The sequence below is a fragment of the Pseudomonas cannabina genome, from assembly GCF_900100365.1.
In the GTDB taxonomy this organism is placed as follows: domain Bacteria; phylum Pseudomonadota; class Gammaproteobacteria; order Pseudomonadales; family Pseudomonadaceae; genus Aquipseudomonas; species Aquipseudomonas cannabina.
Map to the genome: position 1 here is coordinate 4,726,949 of NZ_FNKU01000001.1, position 19,122 is coordinate 4,746,070.

Genomic DNA, 19,122 nt, shown 5'->3' on the forward strand with positions numbered 1-19,122 from the left:
TGAGGGGGCGCACTATACCGGTGCAAAGTTTTTACGTCTGTAGTCGCTTTGTTGTGAGGCTGATTCTTCATCCGCGACACTGAATGAATACTTCCTTGGATGGCTCGTCGGAAGTGAGCTGCCGAAGGCTCTGGGTCCAGCATCGGAGCCCTTTACCGCAGGCAAAAAAAAGGGTCTGGAGAATCACTCCCAGACCCTCAAAAAATTGAGGGGTGTCTAGGCCCTCAATCTGGTGAGCAGGTTGCGCAGGTCATTCCGGTCAGGCCTTCAGTGGTGCCAGACGTGGAGCGATCATGTTTTCCGGACGCAGGATGTCGTCGAGCATGGCGTCGTCGAGCAAACCTTCTTCACGGACCAGTTCCAGTACGCCACGGCCGGTTTCCAGCGCGATGCGGGCGATGCGGGTGGAGTTTTCGTAACCGATGTACGGGTTCAGCGCGGTGACCAGACCGATCGAATGCTCGACCAGTTCGCGGCAGCGCTGTTCGTTGGCGGTGATGCCGACGATGCAGTGTTCGCGCAGCATGTCCATGGCGCGTTGCAGCAGGCGGATGGAATCGAAAATCTTGTAGGCGATCAGCGGCTCCATCACGTTGAGCTGCAACTGTCCGCCTTCGGCCGCCATGGTCAGCGACAGGTCGTTGCCGATGATTTCAAAGGCCACCTGATTGACCGCTTCCGGGATGACCGGGTTGACCTTGCCGGGCATGATCGAGCTGCCGGGCTGGCGCGCTGGCAGGTTGATTTCGTTGATGCCGGTGCGCGGGCCGCTGGACAGCAGGCGCAGATCGTTGCAGATCTTCGACAGCTTGACCGCGGTACGCTTGAGCATGCCCGAGAACAGTACGAAGGCGCCCATGTCTGACGTCGCTTCAATCAGGTCGGCGGCCGGAACCAGCGGCTGGCCGCTGATCAGCGCCAGACGGTCGACGGCCAGTTTCTGATAGCCAGGGTCGGCGTTGATACCGGTACCGATGGCCGTGCCGCCCAGGTTGACTTCGGTCAACAGCTCGGGTGCCAGGCTGCGCAGACGGTTGAGGTCTTCGGTCAGCGTGGTGGCGAAGGCACGGAATTCCTGACCCAGGGTCATCGGCACCGCGTCCTGCAGCTGGGTACGGCCCATTTTCAGCACGTGATTGAATTCTTCGCCCTTGGCCGCGAACGCCTGGATCAGGCTGGACAGACTGGCGAGCAGGGCGTCATGGCCCAGCAACAGACCCAGACGGATCGCCGTCGGGTAGGCGTCGTTGGTCGACTGCGCCATGTTTACGTCGTTGTTCGGGTGCAGGTGCTTGTAATCGCCTTTTTCGAAGCCCATGGCTTCCAGTGCGATATTGGCGATGACTTCGTTGGCGTTCATGTTGGTCGACGTACCCGCGCCGCCCTGAATCATGTCGACCACGAACTGATCATGGAAATCGCCACGAATCAGTCGGGCACAGGCCTCGCTGATCGCCGCATGCTTGGCCTCGTTGAGGTGTCCGAGTTGGTGGTTTGCATCAGCTGCCGCCTGCTTGACCATGGCCAGCGCCACAACCAGTTTCGGGTAGTGCGAAAGCGGCACGCCGGAAAGGTGAAAATTGTTCACCGCGCGCAGGGTCTGAATGCCGTAATAAGCGTTGGCAGGTACTTCGAGAACACCAAGCAGGTCTTTTTCGATGCGTGATGATGCAGGCGAGGACATGATAAAAAAGGTCTCAAAAGAGGCACGGACAATGCCGGAACGCCACGAATAGTGGGCTTGCCAGATAAAATTGACCAATGCTGTTAAACGCTGGCCTATGCAATAACGGCATAATGAGGGTGTGACCCGGATCAGTTTCGGCGCGTAAACAGGGCAAATTGTCGCACCCTGCCTGCGCATGTCTGCCGATCAGCAGGGTCTGATCATGTATCGGCGCTGCGTTGCCGGTCGTCCCAGTGGGACCGTTTGAAACCGATGCCTTGCGAGGCCGCCATCCATTGTCCGGGAGGACCTGATGAATCTGGAAAGCAAATGGCTGGAGGATTTCAGCGCCCTGGCTGCCACTCGCAGCTTTTCCCAGGCGGCCGAGCGCCGTTTCGTGACCCAGCCGGCGTTCAGTCGGCGTATCCGCAGCCTGGAGGCCGCGTTGGGGCTGACCCTGGTCAACCGTTCACGCACGCCCGTCGAATTGACGGCTGCCGGGCAGTTGTTTCTGGTAACGGCGCGCACGGTGGTCGAACAACTGGGCGAGGTGGTGCGGCACCTGCATCACCTGGAAGGCGGGCAGGGCGAGGTCATGCAGGTTGCCGCTGCGCATTCGCTGGCGCTTGGCTTCTTTCCGCGCTGGATCGCTCAACTTCGTAACGAAGGCCTGAACATCGCGACTCGTCTGGTCGCCACCAACGTCGGTGACGCGGTGCACGCCTTGCGTGAAGGCGGCTGCGATTTGATGCTGGCGTTCTACGACCCTGATGCGGCGTTGCAGATGGATGCTGAAATCTTCCCCTCGCTGCACCTGGGGCATACCGAGATGCTGCCGGTCTGCGCCGCCGATGCCGAGGGTCAGCCGTTGTTCGACATGGAAGGCGAGGCCAGTGTGCCGTTGCTTGCCTACAGTGCGGGTGCGTTTCTCGGGCGTTCAGTGAATTTGCTGCTGCGTCAGCGCAACCTGCGCTTCACAACGGTTTACGAGACGGCGATGGCCGACAGCCTGAAGAGTATGGCGCTTGAAGGCCTGGGCATCGCCTGGGTGCCGCAGTTGAGTGTGCGCGCCGAACTGGCGCGCGGTGAATTGGTGGTGTGTGGCGGGCCGCAATGGCACGTTCCGCTGGAGATTCGTCTGTACCGCTGCGCGCTGGTGCGCAAGGCCAATGTGCGTCTGCTGTGGCGTAAGCTTGAAAGCGCTGCGCCACCAGAGTCATTGTAAGGCGGGCCGCTCGTGGCAAGCGGCCCGCGCTTCATTCAGGGGTACTCACTCAGGTTTGCGACGATTTTTTGCTTGTTTTTGTCGCTGTAGACGTAGCAGTTGGCACGTACGGATTGGCGGGTCGCTACCAGATTGGTTTCGCACCACCAGCCACCTTTGTAAATGACCTCTGCGAGTTCGTGAGTACCGCCGAGCATATGGCCAAGCTCATGTGCAGGTGCGGTAAACGTTTCCAGTGATGCGATGCCCGTATGCCCATTCGGGGTAGCAAAGCCAAGCGTGCTGGCGTTCAGCTTGTTTTGGGTCAACAACAGATACTTGTTGGTGCCATTGTGCGGCAGGTTTTGATCGATCAAATACTGATTGATTTCGCTCCTCCACGCTGCGTAAGTCTGGTCAGTGTTTTCGTTCTTGTACTGAAAGTCCGTCACGTCAGGAACGTTGCGAACGAACTGTAAGTGAACGCGACGATCCGTGAAGCTTTCCAGGTCCTTGATGAGCCAGGCAAAGTAGTCCTCGGCGAGGCGCTCGTCGCTGGTTTCCTTTACGTCGTCATGAATAAGCAGAAAGAAAAACAGCGGGCGCTTCGAGGTGTCATCCGCCAGTGCGGCCTGACACAGCGTGAAGGTAGCGATTAACAGCAGAGATCTTGCGATTGTCTTGAACATGTTTTTACTCGTCCGTGAGTAGCAAATGGGATTCATGACCCAAAGCAGGTCATGGCCATAATTAATAGCAATCGCGGCGTCGGGTAAATCAGCATTGTCAGCGGTCGATGTAGTCCTCACCTGTACAAAGGTGCAGGACAGGTGCAGGCATTTCATGAGGTCGCAGGTGCCGGTAGCTGTGGTCCGTAAAACGTGAGCCGGGGTGTGCGCGCCGAACCGACGCGCAGCGAGGCGATTTCTCAGTGAACGGCAGGTGTGCCGTCGACGTAGTTACGAATCAGCGCCTTGTTGGCTTCGCTGAAGTAATAGCAGGGAATGATCGAGGTCGTGAAGTCTCCCCACATCGTCGTCTGGCACGGGAAACCGGTTGCGGCTTCATGCGTGGCGCCAAGCAGGTGGCCAACCTCGTGTGCCACGGTGTTGTAGTTCTTCAGCGATGCAATGGCGACGTTGTAGTTTGGTGCCGAGACCCCATGTGTCAACGGGCTGATTTTATTGGATGTCAGGAACACGTACTTATGCCGCACTGACGGGAGCGGCAGGTTTTTCGCGTCTGCATATTGCTCGCTTATGAAAGACAGGTTGGTCAGCAGATCGGCCTTTTCCAGACCGCGATAGTCGAAGTCCGTGATCCCGGGTTCGTTGGCGATGGGGATCACGGTGACTCTACGGCCGGTGATTTCAGTCAACTGTTCGATCAGCGGGCTCAGGTAACTCTCGCTCAGATCGGCACGTTCCTGCTGTGTGAGCTGATCATGCATAACCAGGAACAGCCCCAGATTGGGTCCGCTTGCAGTTGCAAATGGCAGGTAAAAAAAGACGGCCAGAGACAGCCATGTTTTCAATGTGGTTTTCATTAGGGAGACGCTGATTTATTCTAAAACCCAGCTGTTGCCCCCAGATAAATCAAGGCCTCCAGAGCCTTGCAGGGACGAAAAATCGAATAAATCAGCGGCTCCTTAGTACGTTTTTCATAGAGACGTTCTCATCCTTGAGAGTCAGATTCAGGTGGCGACTTGACTGTCGCGGTACCAGTCAAGCAGATACCGATCAGCGATAACAGGCGCACCTTGCGCTACGAGCAGTAGGTTCAGTGCCTTCGTGGTGTAGGGCGTAAGGGTTGAGTGTCAGGAATCCGGCCGCTGACGGAAGGTGATCGCAGGTGCTTTAAACGCACAACTTTGCGCTATACTGCGCGGCCTTTGGCCGGTTGAATCGGTCATTATTCGTACAACAAGCCACGCCGGTTCCCTGCGTGGCTTGTTGTTTTAAGACGCGCCTGCGGGCGCCCGATGAGAGGCACGACGATGAGCGCACTGGTTGGCGTGATCATGGGCTCCAAGTCCGATTGGTCCACCCTTAGCCACACCGCCGATATGCTGGAAAAGCTCGGCATCCCTTATGAAGTCAAAGTGGTGTCAGCCCACCGCACGCCGGACCTGCTGTTCCAGTACGCCGACGAAGCCGAAGGCCGTGGCATTGAGGTGATCATCGCCGGTGCCGGCGGTGCCGCGCACTTGCCAGGCATGTGCGCCGCCAAGACTCACCTGCCGGTGCTGGGCGTCCCGGTGCAGTCTTCGATGCTCTCGGGCGTCGACTCGCTGCTGTCGATCGTGCAGATGCCGGCCGGTATTCCGGTCGCGACGCTGGCCATCGGTAAGGCCGGTGCGATCAACGCTGCGCTGCTGTCGGCAAGCATCCTCGGCGCCAAGCACCCGCAATTCCATGCAGCGCTGAAGAAATTCCGCACTGAACAGACAGACAGCGTCCTGGACAATCCAGACCCACGTCACGCCTGAGGTTTTTCCATGAAGATCGGTGTAATCGGTGGCGGCCAGCTTGGTCGCATGTTGGCATTGGCAGGTACGCCGCTGGGCATGAACTTCGCCTTTCTCGATCCCGCGCCGGATGCTTGCGCAGCTGCATTGGGTGAGCATCTGCGTGCCGATTACGGCGATCTCGATCATTTGCGTCAGCTGGCGGACGAAGTCGATCTGGTGACGTTCGAGTTCGAAAGCGTCCCGGCTGAAACCGTCGCGTTTCTGTCGCAGTTCGTGCCTGTCTACCCGAGTGCCGAAGCGCTGCGCATCGCGCGTGATCGCTGGTTCGAGAAGAGCATCTTCAAGGACCTGGGCATTCCGACCCCGGCGTTCGCCGATATCCAGTCGCAAGCCGACCTGGATGCCGCCGTGGCCAGCATCGGTCTGCCTGCTGTCCTGAAAACCCGCACCCTGGGTTATGACGGCAAGGGCCAGAAGGTCTTGCGTTCGGCAGCTGACGTGGTCGGTACTTTCGCCGAGCTGGGCAGCGTGCCGTGCCTGCTGGAAGGCTTCGTGCCGTTCACCGGGGAAGTGTCCCTGATTGCTGTGCGTGCGCGTGACGGTGAAACCCGTTTTTACCCGCTGGTGCACAACACGCATGACAGCGGCATTCTGCGTCTGTCGATTGCCAGCACCGATCACCCGTTGCAAGCACTGGCTGAAGATTATGCCGGGCGTGTCCTGCAGCAGCTGGATTACGTGGGTGTGTTGGCCTTCGAGTTCTTCGAGGTCGACGGTGGCCTGAAAGCCAACGAAATTGCGCCACGTGTGCACAACTCCGGTCACTGGACCACGGAAGGCGCGGAGTGCAGTCAGTTCGAAAACCACCTGCGGGCGGTTGCAGGCTTGCCGTTGGGCTCGACGGCCAAGGTGGGCGAAAGCGCGATGCTGAATTTCATTGGTGAAGTACCGGCCGTGGACAAGGTCATGGCTGTCGAGGACTGTCACCTGCACCACTACGGCAAAGCGTTCAAGGCGGGCCGCAAAGTAGGCCACGCCACGGTTCGCAGCGCCGACCGCGCCACGCTGGATCGTCAGGTGAAGTTGGTCGAAGCGCTGATCAAGCCATAACGCTCGCGTCAATGCTCTGCGTCATACACAAGTCTCAGGTGTAGGCGCGGGCAACGCCTCGTTTGTCCGCGATCTGTGTGTTTTGTGGGAGCGGACTTGTCCGCGAAGGCTATGGTGGGAGCGATAAGTTTTTTGCGGATGTACCACCCTCTTCGCGGACAAGTCCGCTCCCACACAAGCGAAGCGTCGCCCGGTCTGCTTCTTCGCCCTCTGGGCAGAAGCCCGCTTTGTGGGCATCTCGGGACCTATGCATAACGCTGAGCGCAGATGCATGCGGAACGAGCGTTTTAACTGCCGTGGCACTCTTTTGCGTTCAGCTTCATACAGGATCAGCCCCGCCCTTTATGAAGAATTCTCCACCTCGACTCAAACTCGCCATTTTGCCGGAACCATTCCCTGTTGCTGTTCTCAGATAGCAGTAAGCCGGAGCTGCTATTGGCTCAGGCATGTTCACTTAATACAGAGGGAAATGGCATGGGTATCATTGGAACCATCTTTATCGGCCTGATCGTTGGTCTGTTGGCTCGCTTCCTGAAGCCGGGCGACGACAGCATGGGCTGGATCATGACCATCGTGCTGGGTATCGCCGGTTCGCTTGCGGCCACCTATGGCGGTCAGGCTCTGGGTATCTATCAGGCAGGCGAAGGTGCTGGTTTCCTCGGCGCGCTGGTAGGTGCAGTTATCTTGCTGGTCATCTACGGCATGATCAAAAAGAAATAACGCTTATGCGTCGGCCCTCTGTTTTACAGTGCGCAGAGGGCTAGAATGCGCGGCAACTTTTCTACTCTTTGCCGAGCTCTATCATGCGTCGCTTCCTGTTCATGACTCTTCTGCTGGTGTCCGGGCTTGCACACGCCCAGTTACCGGAAACCGACTGGCTTGAGCTGATGCCCAAGTCCGATCAAAAAGCCCTCGAAGCCATGCCCGAGATTGATCACAACTCTCCGGAAGCCATGGGTACGTTCGACAGCAAGGGTGGATTGAAGCAGAGCAAGGGTCTGCCCGCGGTCATGTACTCGACCAAGACCGTACCCGCGATGAATGGCAAGACCATTCGCCTCGGCGGCTATCCCGTTCCCCTCGAAACCGACGCCAAAGGGCACAGCACTCTGTTCTTCCTCGTGCCTTATCCCGGCGCCTGCATCCACGTTCCGCCACCGCCGCCCAATCAACTGGTATTGGTGCGCTACCCCAAAGGGCTGAAACTGGATGATATCTACACACCGCTCTGGGTCGAAGGCACCCTGAAGATCGAGAAGGTCAACAACGACTTGGCTGACGCGGCGTATGCGATGGATGCGTCAAAGGTCCGCGTGGTGGTTGAGTCGGACCTTTGATGGCACGAATTTGATCAATAGCTGATCAGAGCGCCTCACTCCAGACACTTACGCCCAGCACATGCATCTGGTCCGGTGCCAGTGTCACCACGTCGTCCAGCACATTGGCGGTTTCGACGCAGACCATGCGCTGCCAGCCGTCGGCTGCCATGTCGGTGAATTTGCCGGTTTTTTCGATCCACGGGTTCCACAGGATGGCCGATTCAGAGCCGGTGCTGCGGATGTGGATGCGGCGTTGCCATTCGGGGTCAACGATGCTGAGCACGCCGGGTGTGTCTTCGTAGATGCGGTCGGTTTCGCCGGTGAAGGTCAGGTCGCCTGCCTGTTTGCGCTCCTCCCAGTTTTCCAGGGTGTCGATGTAGGTCAGGCCGTCGAGCCCTTCGACGTTGATCTGGCGCACGTCGCTGACGGCGAAGTAGGTGTGCAGCGCCTGGCTGAAGGTGACTGGCTCGGCACCGCAGTTGTAGCTGACCAGACTTACATTCAGTGCATGGTCGAGGCGAATGCTCAGCTTCAGGGCGACAGTGTGTGGCCAGCCGGGCAAATGGCCTTCGGCTTGAGGCAGGACGAATTCCACCAGCAGCGCATCGCCATCTTCACCGATACCGAGCAGTTCCCAATCCAGCGCCCGGACTTCGCCGTGTGCCTTGGCCGGTTCGCTGCTCTGGCGCATGGCCTGCACGCTTTCAGGGTTGCGCTCCAGGTTGCCGAACCATGGCCAGCAAATGGGGATGCCAGCGCGGATCGGTTTGCCTTTCTTGAACACGGCTTCTTCGTTCAGCCAGATCAGCGGCGGCTGCCCGGCCAGTTGATAGCTGAGGATATGCGCGCCTTGCTGGGCGACCAGCAACTCGGCCTCGCCGTGGCGGATACGCCAGCAATTCAGCTCGTCGTACTGGACGGATTCAACGACAGGTTCAACCGGGGATGTTGGCATGCAAAGTTCTCACTCAAGGACCGTGATGAAAATAGACCGCTTCACGCCCGGTGAGTTTACCCGTACCGCCCATCCGTGGCAGAGCGACAATTTACCGTCGTGCAGGAACCGAGCGCGTTCGGCCGCTGGAATCGATGGCCACGAACACGAACGCGGCTTCGGTGACCTTGCGCCATTCGCTGGTAACCGGGTCATCGCTCCACACTTCGACCATCATCTTGATCGAGGTGCGTCCGACTTCGAGGGTGCGGGTATAAAAGGAAAGTTGCTCGCCGACCGCCACGGGCACCAGAAATGCCATGCGATCAATCGCAACGGTTGCCACACGACCGCCCGCCACTTTGCTGGCCATCGCTGTACCGGCCAGGTCCATCTGGGACACCAGCCAGCCGCCAAAGATATCGCCGAAGCCATTGGTTTCGCGGGGAAGGGCGGTGATTTGCAGTGCAAGGTCGCCTTGCGGAGTTGGATCTTCTTGTTCGAGCTCGATCATGCCTAGGGTGCCTCTGACCCATGACTCTCATTATTGTGTGTTGCGGTTAACAGGTGCCATTCAAAACCATGAGCATGAACATTGTGGGTTCAACTCGGAAAAGGGCCCAGGGGAAACTCTGCGAAACCCGCTGATTCAGCCGTTTTCGCGCAGCTTCCCATTGCTGCTGACGACCCGGGAGTATATCGGGCGTTGACGCATAGAACGACCGTCGGGTTTTCATTTCGCGTCAGGGCGGTTCTTGCCATGTGTTTTTTGAAACAATTTGCTATCTTGCTGAACCCCTACAGGTAACAAGACTGCCTGTACACGCAATTTTGGTGCCTATCTGCACAATTGCCCCGGACATTCGCTTCTGCACGCCACCCCGCAGCAGCCAGCGTTGCTGTCGCTCGCCCTTATCGAAGAACAAGCAAAGAGAAGCCTTGTCATGTCATCTGTTCCCTCTAGTTCCACGCAGCCAGCGCGGCCTCTGACCCGCAGCGATTACAAAACCCTGTCGTTGTCTGCTTTGGGTGGCGCACTCGAGTTTTACGACTTCATCATTTTCGTGTTTTTCGCGGCCGTGGTCGGCAAGCTGTTTTTCCCGGTGGACATGCCTGACTGGCTGCGCATGATGCAGACCTTCGGCATTTTTGCCGCCGGTTATCTGGCGAGGCCGCTGGGCGGCATTATCATGGCGCATTTCGGCGATCTGCTGGGGCGCAAGAAAATGTTCACCCTGAGCATTTTCATGATGGCCGTACCGACCCTGATTATGGGTTTGTTACCGACTTACGCGCAGATCGGCCTGTGGGCTCCCATCTTGCTGCTGTTGATGCGGGTCATTCAGGGCGCAGCCATTGGTGGTGAAGTGCCGGGTGCCTGGGTGTTCGTGTCCGAGCACGTACCGGCCCGTCGAGTCGGTTACGCCTGTGGCACGCTGACGGCCGGTCTGACCGCGGGCATTTTGCTGGGCTCGCTGGTCGCCACGGCGATCAACAGCCTCTACACCCCTGTCGAAGTGTCGGACTACGCGTGGCGGATTCCCTTCCTGCTGGGTGGTGTGTTCGGTCTGATGTCGGTGTATCTGCGCCGCCTGCTGCACGAGACCCCGGTCTTCGCCGAATTGCAGCTGCGCAAGGCGCTGGCCGAAGAAGTCCCGCTCAAAGCGGTGTTGCGTGATCATCGCGGTGCCGTTGCGCTGTCGATGCTGATGACCTGGTTGTTGTCGGCGGGCATTATCGTCGTGATCCTGATGACACCGACCATTCTGCAGACCATTTACGGTTTCCCGGCAGCCACCGCGCTGAAAGCCAACAGCCTGGCGATTGTTTTCCTGAGCATCGGCTGCATCGCGGCCGGTGCGCTGGCGGATCGCTTCGGTGCAGGCTGGGTGTTCTTGCTCGGCAGCACTGGCCTGTTGCTCAGCTCCTGGACGTTCTATCACATCCTCGGCAGCAACCCCGATGTGCTGTTCCCGTTGTACGCATTGACGTGCCTGTTCGTCGGCACCATCGGCGCGGTTCCTTATGTGATGGTCAAGGCCTTCCCGCCGGTCGTGCGCTTTTCCGGGCTGTCGTTTTCCTACAACCTGGCTTACGCCATTTTCGGCGGCCTGACGCCAATGGTCGTGACCTTCATGCTCAAGAGCAGCCCGATGGGACCTGCCTGGTATGTCGCGATCCTGTGCGTGCTGGGCATGGCAATCGGTGTGTTCCTGTTGGCAAAAAAGCGTTGATCGACAGGGTCTGAAAAGCGCTTCACGGATCGACACAGTAAAGGGCTGTCCCCCGCGTTCTGGGGGGATGGCCTTTTCATCTTATTGTCATAATCAATTCATAGAGTGGTCACAAGCCCGACCGAGAAGGCTGTGAATACCTATATGCCCTGCCGGGAGCGCAAGGAATGACACTCAAGCGTTTGATGACTGCACTGACGTTCGTTGCCGCCGGCGTTGCGACAGCTACGACGTTCGCTGCCGTCGACCCCGCCATCAAGTCCTATACCAGGACCGCCGGTGTGTCGGGCAATCTCTCCAGTGTCGGTTCCGATACCCTGGCCAATCTCATGACCTTGTGGGCCGAGGCTTACAAAAAGCAATACCCGAGCGTGAATATTCAGATTCAGGCGGCCGGCTCGTCTACCGCACCGCCCGCACTGACCGAAGGCACCGCCAATCTCGGGCCCATGAGCCGCAAAATGAAAGACGGCGAGCTGTCAGCCTTCGAGCAGAAGCACGGCTACAAACCGACTGCCATTCCGGTGGCTGTCGACGCGCTGGCGGTCTTCGTCCACAAGGACAACCCCATCAAAGGCCTGACCCTGCAACAAGTCGACGCGATCTTTTCCGCGACCCGACTGTGCGGCGCCAGGGCGGATGCGAAAACCTGGGGTGATGTCGGCGTAACCGGCGATCTGGCGGGCAAGCCGATTCAGCTGTTTGGCCGTAACTCGGTATCGGGCACTTATGGTTATTTCAAGGAAGAAGCCCTGTGCAAGGGCGACTTCAAAGCCAACGTCAACGAACAGCCTGGCTCGGCGTCGGTGGTCAGCGCCATCAGTAATTCGCTCAACGGCATCGGCTACTCGGGCATCGGTTACAAGACGTCCAACGTCAGAGCCGTGCCCTTGGCAAAGAAAGAGGGCGGCGAGTTTGTCGAAGACAGCGAAGTCAACACCCTGAACGGCACCTACCCGCTGTCGCGTTACCTCTATGTGTACGTAAACAAGGCACCCAATCAACCATTGGCGCCACTGGAAGCGGAATTCGTCAAGCTGGTGCTGTCGAGGCAGGGCCAGGAAGTCGTCATGAAAGACGGTTACATCCCGCTGCCCGCCCGTGTGGTGGAAAAAACCCTGACCGACCTTGGTTTGCAGAACGCCAGCGGTGTAGCGGCCAGGTAGATCGGCGAGGCTCAATGGACTGGCCTTCAAACAGTTTGCACAGTCCGCCGCCGGTTTTCACGGGCAGCGGGCTTTCGTGCGTCATCTTGCTGTAATTTTTTTGTCATACAAGGCGGTTACGGTGTTTGCGCATGAATGAGTGGGTCAAACCTTCGATGAATCAGAGTTCGCCTCCAGAGCGTATCGACTTCAATACGCCTGCGATGGCGCGCAAGCGTCGTGTTCGTGCGTTCAAGGATCGGCTGACTCATTGGTACGTCGCGATTGGCGGCCTTGCCGTGCTGGCCGCCATCACACTGATCTTCTTCTACCTCGCCTACGTGGTCGCGCCGCTGTTCAAAGGCGCTAGCATGACCTCCGAGCCCGCGCTGAATGCTGCGTGGATGCAGGAGGCTGGCAAGCCGCTGATGATCACCATTGAAGAGCAGAACCTGATCGGGATGCGTATTTCCGACAAGGGTGAAGTGATTTTCTTCAATATCAAGGACGGCGCAGAGCTGCAGCGCATCGCCTTGCCACTGCCGCCAGGCGTGTCGGTGGCCTCCATCGGCAAAGACCAGCCGGGAGCGCCCCTGATCGCGTTAGGGCTGTCCAACGGCCAAGTGCTGGTGTTCAGGCATTCGTACCTGACGACTTACCCGAATGATCAGAAAACCATCACGCCGAGTGTCGCCTGGCCGTACGGCGAAACGCCGCTGGTGCTGGATGAGGACGGGCGGGCGGTTGAGCATGTGACGGTCAGCTCGGACGGCGAAAGCCTGAAGCTGGCGGGCTCTACCGGCACCCAGTTGCATGTCGTATCGATTGAACAGAAAGAAAACCCGATGACCGGTGAGATGACGCGCGAGCAAACGCGCATCGAGCTGCCGCAGACGTCCGCTGCCGTCAAGGCGATCTATATCGATCCGCGCCAGCAATGGCTGTATGTGATCAATGGCCGGGCGCAGGCCGATGTTTTCAGTTTGCGGGATCACGCCCTCAATGGCCGCTATAAACTGCTGGAAGACGGTAACGCCGAAATCACCGCCAGCGCCCAGCTGGTGGGCGGCATCTCGCTGATTATCGGTAACTCCAAAGGTGGCATGACCCAGTGGTTCATGGCCCGTGACACCGACGGCGAGCAGCGCTTCATGCGCATTCGCGATTTCAGGCTGGGCAGTGCGCCGATCGATCAGATCAAGGCCGAACAGCGTCGCAAGGGTTTCATCGCGCTGGACACCTCGGGCCGGCTGGGCGTGTTTCACAGCACTGCGCACCGTACCTTGCTGGTCGAAAAAGTTGCCGGGGGCCCTGGCATTCTGGCGTTGTCACCGCGCGCCAGTCAGCTTCTGATTGAAAGTGGCGGCAAGCTGCTGCCATTGGCTCTGGATAACCCGCACCCGGAAGTTTCCTGGAGTTCGCTGTGGGGCAAGGTCTGGTACGAGAACTACGACGAACCCAAGTACGTCTGGCAGTCCACGGCATCCAACTCCGATTTCGAGCCCAAGCTGAGTCTCGCGCCGTTGACCTACGGCACCTTGAAGGCGGCGTTCTACGCGATGCTGCTGGCCGCGCCGCTGGCTGTGGCGGCGGCGATCTATACCGCCTACTTCATGGCGCCGGGCATGCGTCGCAAGGTCAAGCCGGTGATCGAATTGATGGAAGCGATGCCGACGGTGATTCTCGGCTTTTTTGCCGGACTGTTTCTGGCGCCGTACCTGGAAGCTCATCTACCCGGTGTGTTCAGCCTGTTGCTGCTTACGCCGATCGGTATTCTGCTGACCGGCTTTTGCTGGACCCGCCTGCCTGATTCGATTCGCCTGCGCGTGCCGGACGGCTGGGAAGGTGCGATTCTGATTCCTGTCGTGTTGTTAGTGGGCTGGTTCTCGCTGAGCGTGAGTCCGCATCTGGAAAGCTGGTTCTTCGGCGGCAACATGAGCATGTGGATTCGTGAAGAACTGGGCATCACCTACGACCAACGCAACGCGCTGGTGGTCGGTATTGCGATGGGCTTTGCGGTGATCCCGAACATTTATTCGATTGCCGAAGATGCCGTATTCAGTGTGCCACGCAGCCTGACGCTGGGTTCGCTGGCGCTGGGCGCGACACCGTGGCAGACCCTGACACGCGTGGTAATCCTGACCGCCAGCCCGGGCATTTTCTCGGCATTGATGATCGGCATGGGCCGGGCGGTGGGCGAAACCATGATTGTGCTGATGGCCACCGGCAACACGCCGATCATGGACATGAACCTGTTCGAAGGCATGCGAACGTTGGCGGCCAACGTCGCGGTGGAGATGCCGGAGTCGGAAGTGGGCGGCAGTCACTATCGGGTACTGTTCCTGGCGGCCCTGGTGCTGCTGATGTTCACCTTTGTGATGAACACCTTCGCAGAACTGATTCGTCAGCGTCTGCGCAAACAATACTCGTCGCTTTAAGGAAGCTGGAAGGTCGTGAAACGGAGCTCATTCAAAAGCTGGTTCAAAAGCGGCGCGCCTGGCGTCTGGATGAGTGCGGGTGCGGTATCCATTGCGGTGATCATGACCATCGGGCTGCTGGCGGTCATCGCCGTGCGCGGGCTTGGGCACTTCTGGCCTGCCGATCTGGTGGTCGCGCAGTACGCGGTGCCCAATCAGCCTGCGCATGTTCTGATCGGCGAACGGGTCGAGCAAGAACAGGTGCCCCGTGCGCGCCTGAAAAGCTCGGGGCTGCCGGTGCCCGATCAAGGCCCGGAATTCATGACCCGCGAGCTGTACAAGGTTGGTAATCGCGAGCTCAACCCCAGCGACTTCACCTGGGTGATAGGCGAGTGGATGACCGGGGAGAGCCGTCCAGCCGAGCTGATGACGCTGGAGCGTCGCGAATGGGGCAACTTTTACGGTTATCTGGTCAATGTGAAAGAGAACGGCAGGGTCGTGGCCGAAGGTGAAGCCGCCTGGCCAACCCTGCAAGAACGCATCAAACGCGTCGAAAAGCTGGCTGATGACCTTTACAGCCTGGAAAAGAAAGACATCGGCGCCATCAATCACGGTATCGAACGGCTGCGTCTGCAAGCCCGCAAGCTGGAACTGGCCGGCAGCCTCGATGCCGCTGCGCAAGCCGACATGGCGGCAGAGCGTGCCGAGCTGGACGCGCGTTACAACGCCATAGAAGAGCGTCTTGACGGGCTGCATCAGGCCTTTGACCGCGACAGCCTGACGGCGCGCGATGCTGATGGCAAAGAGATCGAAATCAGTCTGGGCAAGGTGGTGCATGCTTATCAGCCCAATGCGATGAGCACCTTGACCAAGCTGGGTTTCTACTTTCAGAAGCTGTGGGAATTCCTCAGCGACGATCCACGCGAAGCGAACACCGAAGGCGGCATCTTCCCGGCGATTTTCGGCACGGTTATGATGACCCTGATCATGGCCGTGATCGTGACGCCGTTTGGCGTGCTGGCAGCGGTGTACCTGCGTGAGTATGCCCGACAGGGCCCGGTCACCCGGCTGATCCGCATTGCCGTGAACAACCTGGCCGGTGTGCCCGCCATTGTGTACGGGGTGTTTGGCCTCGGGTTCTTCGTCTATGTGCTGGGCGGCTCGGTGGATCGGCTGTTCTTCCCTGAAGCGCTGCCAGCGCCGACTTTCGGTACGCCCGGCCTGCTCTGGGCGTCGCTGACCTTGGCGCTGCTCGCCGTTCCGGTCGTCATCGTCGCGACGGAAGAAGGGCTGGCGCGGATTCCGCTGACCCTGCGCGAAGGTTCGCTGGCGCTGGGCGCCACCAAGGCCGAGACGTTGTGGAAGATTGTGCTGCCGATGGCCAGCCCGGCGATGATGACCGGGCTGATTCTGGCCGTGGCCCGTGCCGCCGGTGAGGTTGCGCCGCTGATGCTGGTCGGCGTGGTCAAACTTGCGCCGTCGCTGCCGCTGGATGGCAACTATCCTTATCTGCATCTCGATCAAAAGATCATGCACCTGGGTTTCCATATTTATGACGTTGGCTTTCAGAGCCCCAATGTCGAGGCGGCGCGGCCTCTGGTTTACGCCACCGCGTTGCTGCTGGTGCTGGTCATCGCCTTGCTCAATCTGTCGGCGGTCAGCATTCGTAACCACCTGCGGGAAAAGTACAAGGCGTTCGACAATTGATCCCGAATTCGCTTTCAAACAAGCAGGGCAGGTCGATGAAACGAAGGGTTCGTACAGGAGCAGTCCATGCAGCACGATAGCCCGACGCACGGCATGAGCATCTCAGCCCTGCGGCGTCACAAACACGGCCTTGATCTGGCCAACGAGACTGTGGCCATCGAAGTGCCCGGTCTGAATCTGTTTTATGGCGAAAAACAGGCGCTGGTCGACATCGCCCTGAATATCCCGCAGCAGAAGGTGACCTCGTTTATCGGCCCGTCCGGGTGCGGCAAGTCAACGTTGCTGCGCTGCTTCAACCGGATGAACGAGCTGGTAGACGGCTGCCGTATCGATGGCGCGATCAACCTGTACGGTCACAACATCTACAGCAAGGGCGAGGAGGTCGCTGAACTGCGCCGCCGCGTCGGCATGGTGTTCCAGAAGCCGAATCCATTTCCGAAGACGATCTATGAAAACGTGGTCTACGGGCTGCGTATTCAGGGGATCAACAAAAAGCGCGTACTCGACGAAGCTGTCGAGTGGGCTTTGAAGGCCGCTGCGCTCTGGGATGAGGTCAAGGACCGACTGCATGAGTCGGCCCTGGGTTTGTCCGGCGGTCAGCAGCAGCGGCTGGTGATTGCCCGAACCATCGCCGTGGAGCCGGAAGTCCTGCTCCTCGACGAGCCCTGTTCGGCGCTCGACCCGATCTCGACCCTCAAAGTCGAAGAACTGATCTACGAACTGAAATCCAAATACACCATTGTGATCGTTACCCACAACATGCAGCAGGCGGCTCGGGTGTCGGATTACACCGCGTTTATGTACATGGGCAAGCTTGTCGAGTTCGGTGACACAGACACGTTGTTCACCAACCCGGCAAAAAAACAGACTGAAGACTACATCACCGGTCGTTACGGCTAGGACGTGCTTCGTCAGACCTGAACCACCGCTGCGTTTTCGCAATTAAACCGGACGTTCCAAGGACACCCAGCATGATCCACAAAGACAGCCATACGCATCACATATCCCAACAGTTCAACGCTGAACTCGAAGACGTTCGCAGCCATTTGCTTGAAATGGGCGGTCTGGTCGAGAAACAGGTCAACGATTCGGTCACCGCACTGATCGAGGCCGACTCCGGCCTGGCGCAGCGCGTCCGCGAGGTCGACGACCGGATCAACCAGATGGAGCGCAATATCGATGAGGAATGCCTGCGCATTCTGGCGCGTCGTCAGCCTGCGGCGTCCGATCTGCGTCTGATCATCAGCATTTCCAAGTCGGTGATCGACCTGGAGCGCATCGGTGACGAAGCCACCAAGATTGCCCGTCGCGCCATTCAGCTCTGTGAAGAGGGCGAAGCGCCGCGCGGTTACGTCGAAGTGCGCCACATCGGCGACCAGGTGCGCAACATGGTGCGTGATGCGCTGGACTCGTTCGCCCGTTTCGACGCCGAGCTGGCCTTGTCGGTCGCGCAGTACGACAAGATCATCGACCGCGAGTACAAGACCGCCCTGCGTGAGCTGGCGACCTACATGATGGAAGATCCACGCTCAATCTCCCGCGTGCTGAACGTGATCTGGGTGCTGCGCTCGCTGGAGCGCATCGGTGATCATGCCCGCAACATCTCCGAGCTGGTGATCTATCTGGTACGCGGCACAGACGTGCGGCACATGGGTCTCAAGCGTATGAAGGAAGAAGTGCAGGGTATCTCGAGCGAAACCGCTAATGTTCCGCGCGACACTGACGATAAGTAAGATTGCCTGCGATAAAAACGCCCGGCCCGTGCTGGGCGTTTTTCATTGTGCAGCGCAGTATTTTTCGTCGCCTGCGGATTAATTGTCGCGGCGCAGTCAATCAATATGGCTGTTGGCTACTAGTCAACGCTATGCTTGCCGAAACAAAGGGCGTGGCATACCGCAGTTCGCCTACAGGTGAACACGTCCGCAGGAGCGTCGATGAGTAAAGTCAGTGTATTGGTGGTGGATGACGCGACTTTCATTCGCGACTTGGTCAAGAAAGGGCTGCGCATTTACTTTCCCGGGATCCATACCGAGGATGCAGTCAACGGCCGCAAGGCGCAGATCCTGTTGAACAAAGAAGAGTTCGATCTGATTCTGTGCGACTGGGAAATGCCCGAAATGTCCGGCCTTGAGCTGTTGGTATGGTGCCGTGAGCAAGAAAACTATCTGAAGACCGTTCCCTTCATCATGGTGACCAGCCGTGGCGACAAGGAAAACGTCGTACAGGCGATTCAGGCGGGCGTAACCGATTTCGTCGGCAAGCCGTTCACCAATGAGCAGCTGTTGACCAAGGTCAAGAAAGCGCTGGCCAAAGTCGGCAAACTTGATGCGGTCATGTCCACAGCACCGACTCGCATGAATTCGCCGCTCAATGACTCCCTGAGTGCATTGACCGGCGGCAAGGCCGAAGTGGTGCGTTCCGCGTCCTCCGCAGCGCCTGCCAGCATCCCCAAGGCCGCGCCGGCTGCGGTCAAATCAGCACCGCCCACCGGGCGCGGCCAGGGTCAACTGCGCTTGCCCAGTGGCACGCAGTCTTGCGTGATCAAGGCGCTGACCCTCAAGGAAGCGACGCTGGTGGTGCGCCACAGCGAGAACGTGCCGCAGGTGCTTGAAAGTGCGGTGCTGGACCTCGAGCAGGGCGAAAGTAACGAAGTTGCCCGCCTGAACGGCTACCTGCATTCGGTTGCCGCCTTCGAGCAAAAGCCTGACAGCGAGTGGCTGCAGGTGTTGTTCCGTTTCGTCGACCAGGACGCGCAGAAGCTCGATTACCTGTCGCGCCTGATTGCGCGCGGTACGGCGCAGAAGCACTTTATTCCCGGCGCCTGACACCCACGCCCGTCGCTGCCTGTGCTTCCCCGGCGCAGGCGCGATGTGTGCAGCCCAGGGCTCATTTTTTCACCTAACGTAAAAAAGCTGA

At 58.8% G+C, this 19,122-nt stretch carries 17 protein-coding genes; 12 read left to right on the plus strand and 5 right to left on the minus strand.

Features of this window, described 5'->3' with window-relative positions:
• Positions 1-259: 259 nt before the first annotated feature.
• Complete coding sequence (aspA, locus tag BLT55_RS22425; protein ID WP_007252264.1) at positions 260-1,684, minus strand: aspartate ammonia-lyase; 1,425 nt, start codon at positions 1,682-1,684, stop codon at positions 260-262.
• 295 nt (positions 1,685-1,979) lie between these two features.
• Between aspA and BLT55_RS22430 the strand changes: the two genes are divergently transcribed.
• Complete coding sequence (locus tag BLT55_RS22430) at positions 1,980-2,891, plus strand: LysR substrate-binding domain-containing protein (protein WP_055001632.1); 912 nt, start codon at positions 1,980-1,982, stop codon at positions 2,889-2,891.
• Positions 2,892-2,926: 35 nt separating this feature from the next.
• Here the strand turns inward: BLT55_RS22430 and BLT55_RS22435 are convergent, their stop codons facing one another.
• Both BLT55_RS22435 and BLT55_RS22440 read right to left on the minus strand, forming a co-directional pair.
• Positions 2,927-3,559: a zinc metalloprotease gene (locus BLT55_RS22435; protein ID WP_055001631.1), complete on the minus strand. Its 633-nt coding sequence runs from the start codon at positions 3,557-3,559 to the stop codon at positions 2,927-2,929.
• A gap of 239 nt (positions 3,560-3,798) precedes the next feature.
• Complete coding sequence (locus BLT55_RS22440) at positions 3,799-4,416, minus strand: reprolysin-like metallopeptidase (protein ID WP_055001630.1); 618 nt, start codon at positions 4,414-4,416, stop codon at positions 3,799-3,801.
• Positions 4,417-4,866: 450 nt separating this feature from the next.
• Here BLT55_RS22440 and purE point away from each other — a divergent pair, with 450 nt between their 5' ends.
• The 4 genes from purE (at position 4,867) to BLT55_RS22460 (ending at position 7,787) form a co-directional block, all read left to right on the plus strand.
• Positions 4,867-5,358, plus strand: coding sequence for a 5-(carboxyamino)imidazole ribonucleotide mutase (gene purE, locus BLT55_RS22445; protein ID WP_007252261.1), 492 nt, complete (start codon positions 4,867-4,869; stop codon positions 5,356-5,358).
• Between the two features lie 9 nt (positions 5,359-5,367).
• Entirely contained in the window at positions 5,368-6,450 is a 1,083-nt protein-coding gene (locus BLT55_RS22450) for a 5-(carboxyamino)imidazole ribonucleotide synthase (RefSeq protein ID WP_055000714.1), read from the plus strand.
• Between the two features lie 474 nt (positions 6,451-6,924).
• The gene (locus tag BLT55_RS22455) at positions 6,925-7,170 is read left to right on the plus strand and encodes a GlsB/YeaQ/YmgE family stress response membrane protein (protein WP_007252259.1); all 246 of its coding nucleotides are present in this window, start codon (positions 6,925-6,927) and stop codon (positions 7,168-7,170) included.
• Positions 7,171-7,253: 83 nt separating this feature from the next.
• Entirely contained in the window at positions 7,254-7,787 is a 534-nt protein-coding gene (locus BLT55_RS22460) for a DUF3299 domain-containing protein (protein WP_007252258.1), read from the plus strand.
• Positions 7,788-7,812: 25 nt separating this feature from the next.
• Here BLT55_RS22460 and BLT55_RS22465 read toward each other — a convergent pair whose 3' ends face one another.
• Positions 7,813-8,724 carry a D-hexose-6-phosphate mutarotase gene (locus BLT55_RS22465; protein WP_055000715.1) on the minus strand — a complete coding sequence of 304 codons (912 nt, stop codon included), beginning with the start codon at positions 8,722-8,724 and terminating at the stop codon, positions 7,813-7,815.
• Between the two features lie 91 nt (positions 8,725-8,815).
• Positions 8,816-9,217: an acyl-CoA thioesterase gene (locus BLT55_RS22470; protein WP_003378389.1), complete on the minus strand. Its 402-nt coding sequence runs from the start codon at positions 9,215-9,217 to the stop codon at positions 8,816-8,818.
• A gap of 430 nt (positions 9,218-9,647) precedes the next feature.
• Between BLT55_RS22470 and BLT55_RS22475 the strand changes: the two genes are divergently transcribed.
• From BLT55_RS22475 to BLT55_RS22505, 7 genes are all read left to right on the plus strand, one after another.
• Entirely contained in the window at positions 9,648-10,937 is a 1,290-nt protein-coding gene (locus tag BLT55_RS22475) for an MFS transporter (protein WP_055000716.1), read from the plus strand.
• A gap of 167 nt (positions 10,938-11,104) precedes the next feature.
• The gene (locus BLT55_RS22480; protein WP_055000717.1) at positions 11,105-12,103 is read left to right on the plus strand and encodes a phosphate ABC transporter substrate-binding protein PstS; all 999 of its coding nucleotides are present in this window, start codon (positions 11,105-11,107) and stop codon (positions 12,101-12,103) included.
• A gap of 131 nt (positions 12,104-12,234) precedes the next feature.
• Entirely contained in the window at positions 12,235-14,520 is a 2,286-nt protein-coding gene (locus BLT55_RS22485; protein ID WP_055000718.1) for an ABC transporter permease subunit, read from the plus strand.
• 69 nt (positions 14,521-14,589) lie between these two features.
• Entirely contained in the window at positions 14,590-16,206 is a 1,617-nt protein-coding gene (gene pstA, locus BLT55_RS22490; protein ID WP_174518624.1) for a phosphate ABC transporter permease PstA, read from the plus strand.
• 66 nt (positions 16,207-16,272) lie between these two features.
• Positions 16,273-17,106: a phosphate ABC transporter ATP-binding protein PstB gene (gene pstB, locus BLT55_RS22495; protein ID WP_055000720.1), complete on the plus strand. Its 834-nt coding sequence runs from the start codon at positions 16,273-16,275 to the stop codon at positions 17,104-17,106.
• Between the two features lie 71 nt (positions 17,107-17,177).
• Positions 17,178-17,939 (plus strand): phosphate signaling complex protein PhoU, encoded by a 762-nt coding sequence (phoU, locus tag BLT55_RS22500; RefSeq protein ID WP_007252251.1) that lies wholly within the window; start codon positions 17,178-17,180, stop codon positions 17,937-17,939.
• Positions 17,940-18,140: 201 nt separating this feature from the next.
• A complete protein-coding gene (locus tag BLT55_RS22505) occupies positions 18,141-19,031 on the plus strand; it encodes a response regulator (protein ID WP_055000721.1) in 891 nt (296 codons plus the stop codon).
• The last annotated feature ends 91 nt before the right edge of the window (positions 19,032-19,122 follow it).

Bases quoted from the DNA above. Each gene is read 5' to 3' on its own strand.
- BLT55_RS22480 (WP_055000717.1), top strand. From the start codon at position 11,105: ATGACACTCAAGCGTTTGATGACTGCACTGACGTTCGTTGCCGCCGGC.
- BLT55_RS22455 (WP_007252259.1), top strand. From the start codon at position 6,925: ATGGGTATCATTGGAACCATCTTTATCGGCCTGATCGTTGGTCTGTTG.
- BLT55_RS22440 (WP_055001630.1), bottom strand. From the start codon at position 4,416: ATGAAAACCACATTGAAAACATGGCTGTCTCTGGCCGTCTTTTTTTAC.
- purE (WP_007252261.1), top strand. From the start codon at position 4,867: ATGAGCGCACTGGTTGGCGTGATCATGGGCTCCAAGTCCGATTGGTCC.
- BLT55_RS22475 (WP_055000716.1), top strand. From the start codon at position 9,648: ATGTCATCTGTTCCCTCTAGTTCCACGCAGCCAGCGCGGCCTCTGACC.
- BLT55_RS22450 (WP_055000714.1), top strand. From the start codon at position 5,368: ATGAAGATCGGTGTAATCGGTGGCGGCCAGCTTGGTCGCATGTTGGCA.
- BLT55_RS22430 (WP_055001632.1), top strand. From the start codon at position 1,980: ATGAATCTGGAAAGCAAATGGCTGGAGGATTTCAGCGCCCTGGCTGCC.
- BLT55_RS22485 (WP_055000718.1), top strand. From the start codon at position 12,235: ATGAATGAGTGGGTCAAACCTTCGATGAATCAGAGTTCGCCTCCAGAG.
- aspA (WP_007252264.1), bottom strand. From the start codon at position 1,684: ATGTCCTCGCCTGCATCATCACGCATCGAAAAAGACCTGCTTGGTGTT.
- BLT55_RS22505 (WP_055000721.1), top strand. From the start codon at position 18,141: ATGAGTAAAGTCAGTGTATTGGTGGTGGATGACGCGACTTTCATTCGC.
- BLT55_RS22435 (WP_055001631.1), bottom strand. From the start codon at position 3,559: ATGTTCAAGACAATCGCAAGATCTCTGCTGTTAATCGCTACCTTCACG.
- BLT55_RS22460 (WP_007252258.1), top strand. From the start codon at position 7,254: ATGCGTCGCTTCCTGTTCATGACTCTTCTGCTGGTGTCCGGGCTTGCA.
- BLT55_RS22470 (WP_003378389.1), bottom strand. From the start codon at position 9,217: ATGATCGAGCTCGAACAAGAAGATCCAACTCCGCAAGGCGACCTTGCA.
- pstA (WP_174518624.1), top strand. From the start codon at position 14,590: ATGAGTGCGGGTGCGGTATCCATTGCGGTGATCATGACCATCGGGCTG.
- phoU (WP_007252251.1), top strand. From the start codon at position 17,178: ATGATCCACAAAGACAGCCATACGCATCACATATCCCAACAGTTCAAC.
- pstB (WP_055000720.1), top strand. From the start codon at position 16,273: ATGCAGCACGATAGCCCGACGCACGGCATGAGCATCTCAGCCCTGCGG.
- BLT55_RS22465 (WP_055000715.1), bottom strand. From the start codon at position 8,724: ATGCCAACATCCCCGGTTGAACCTGTCGTTGAATCCGTCCAGTACGAC.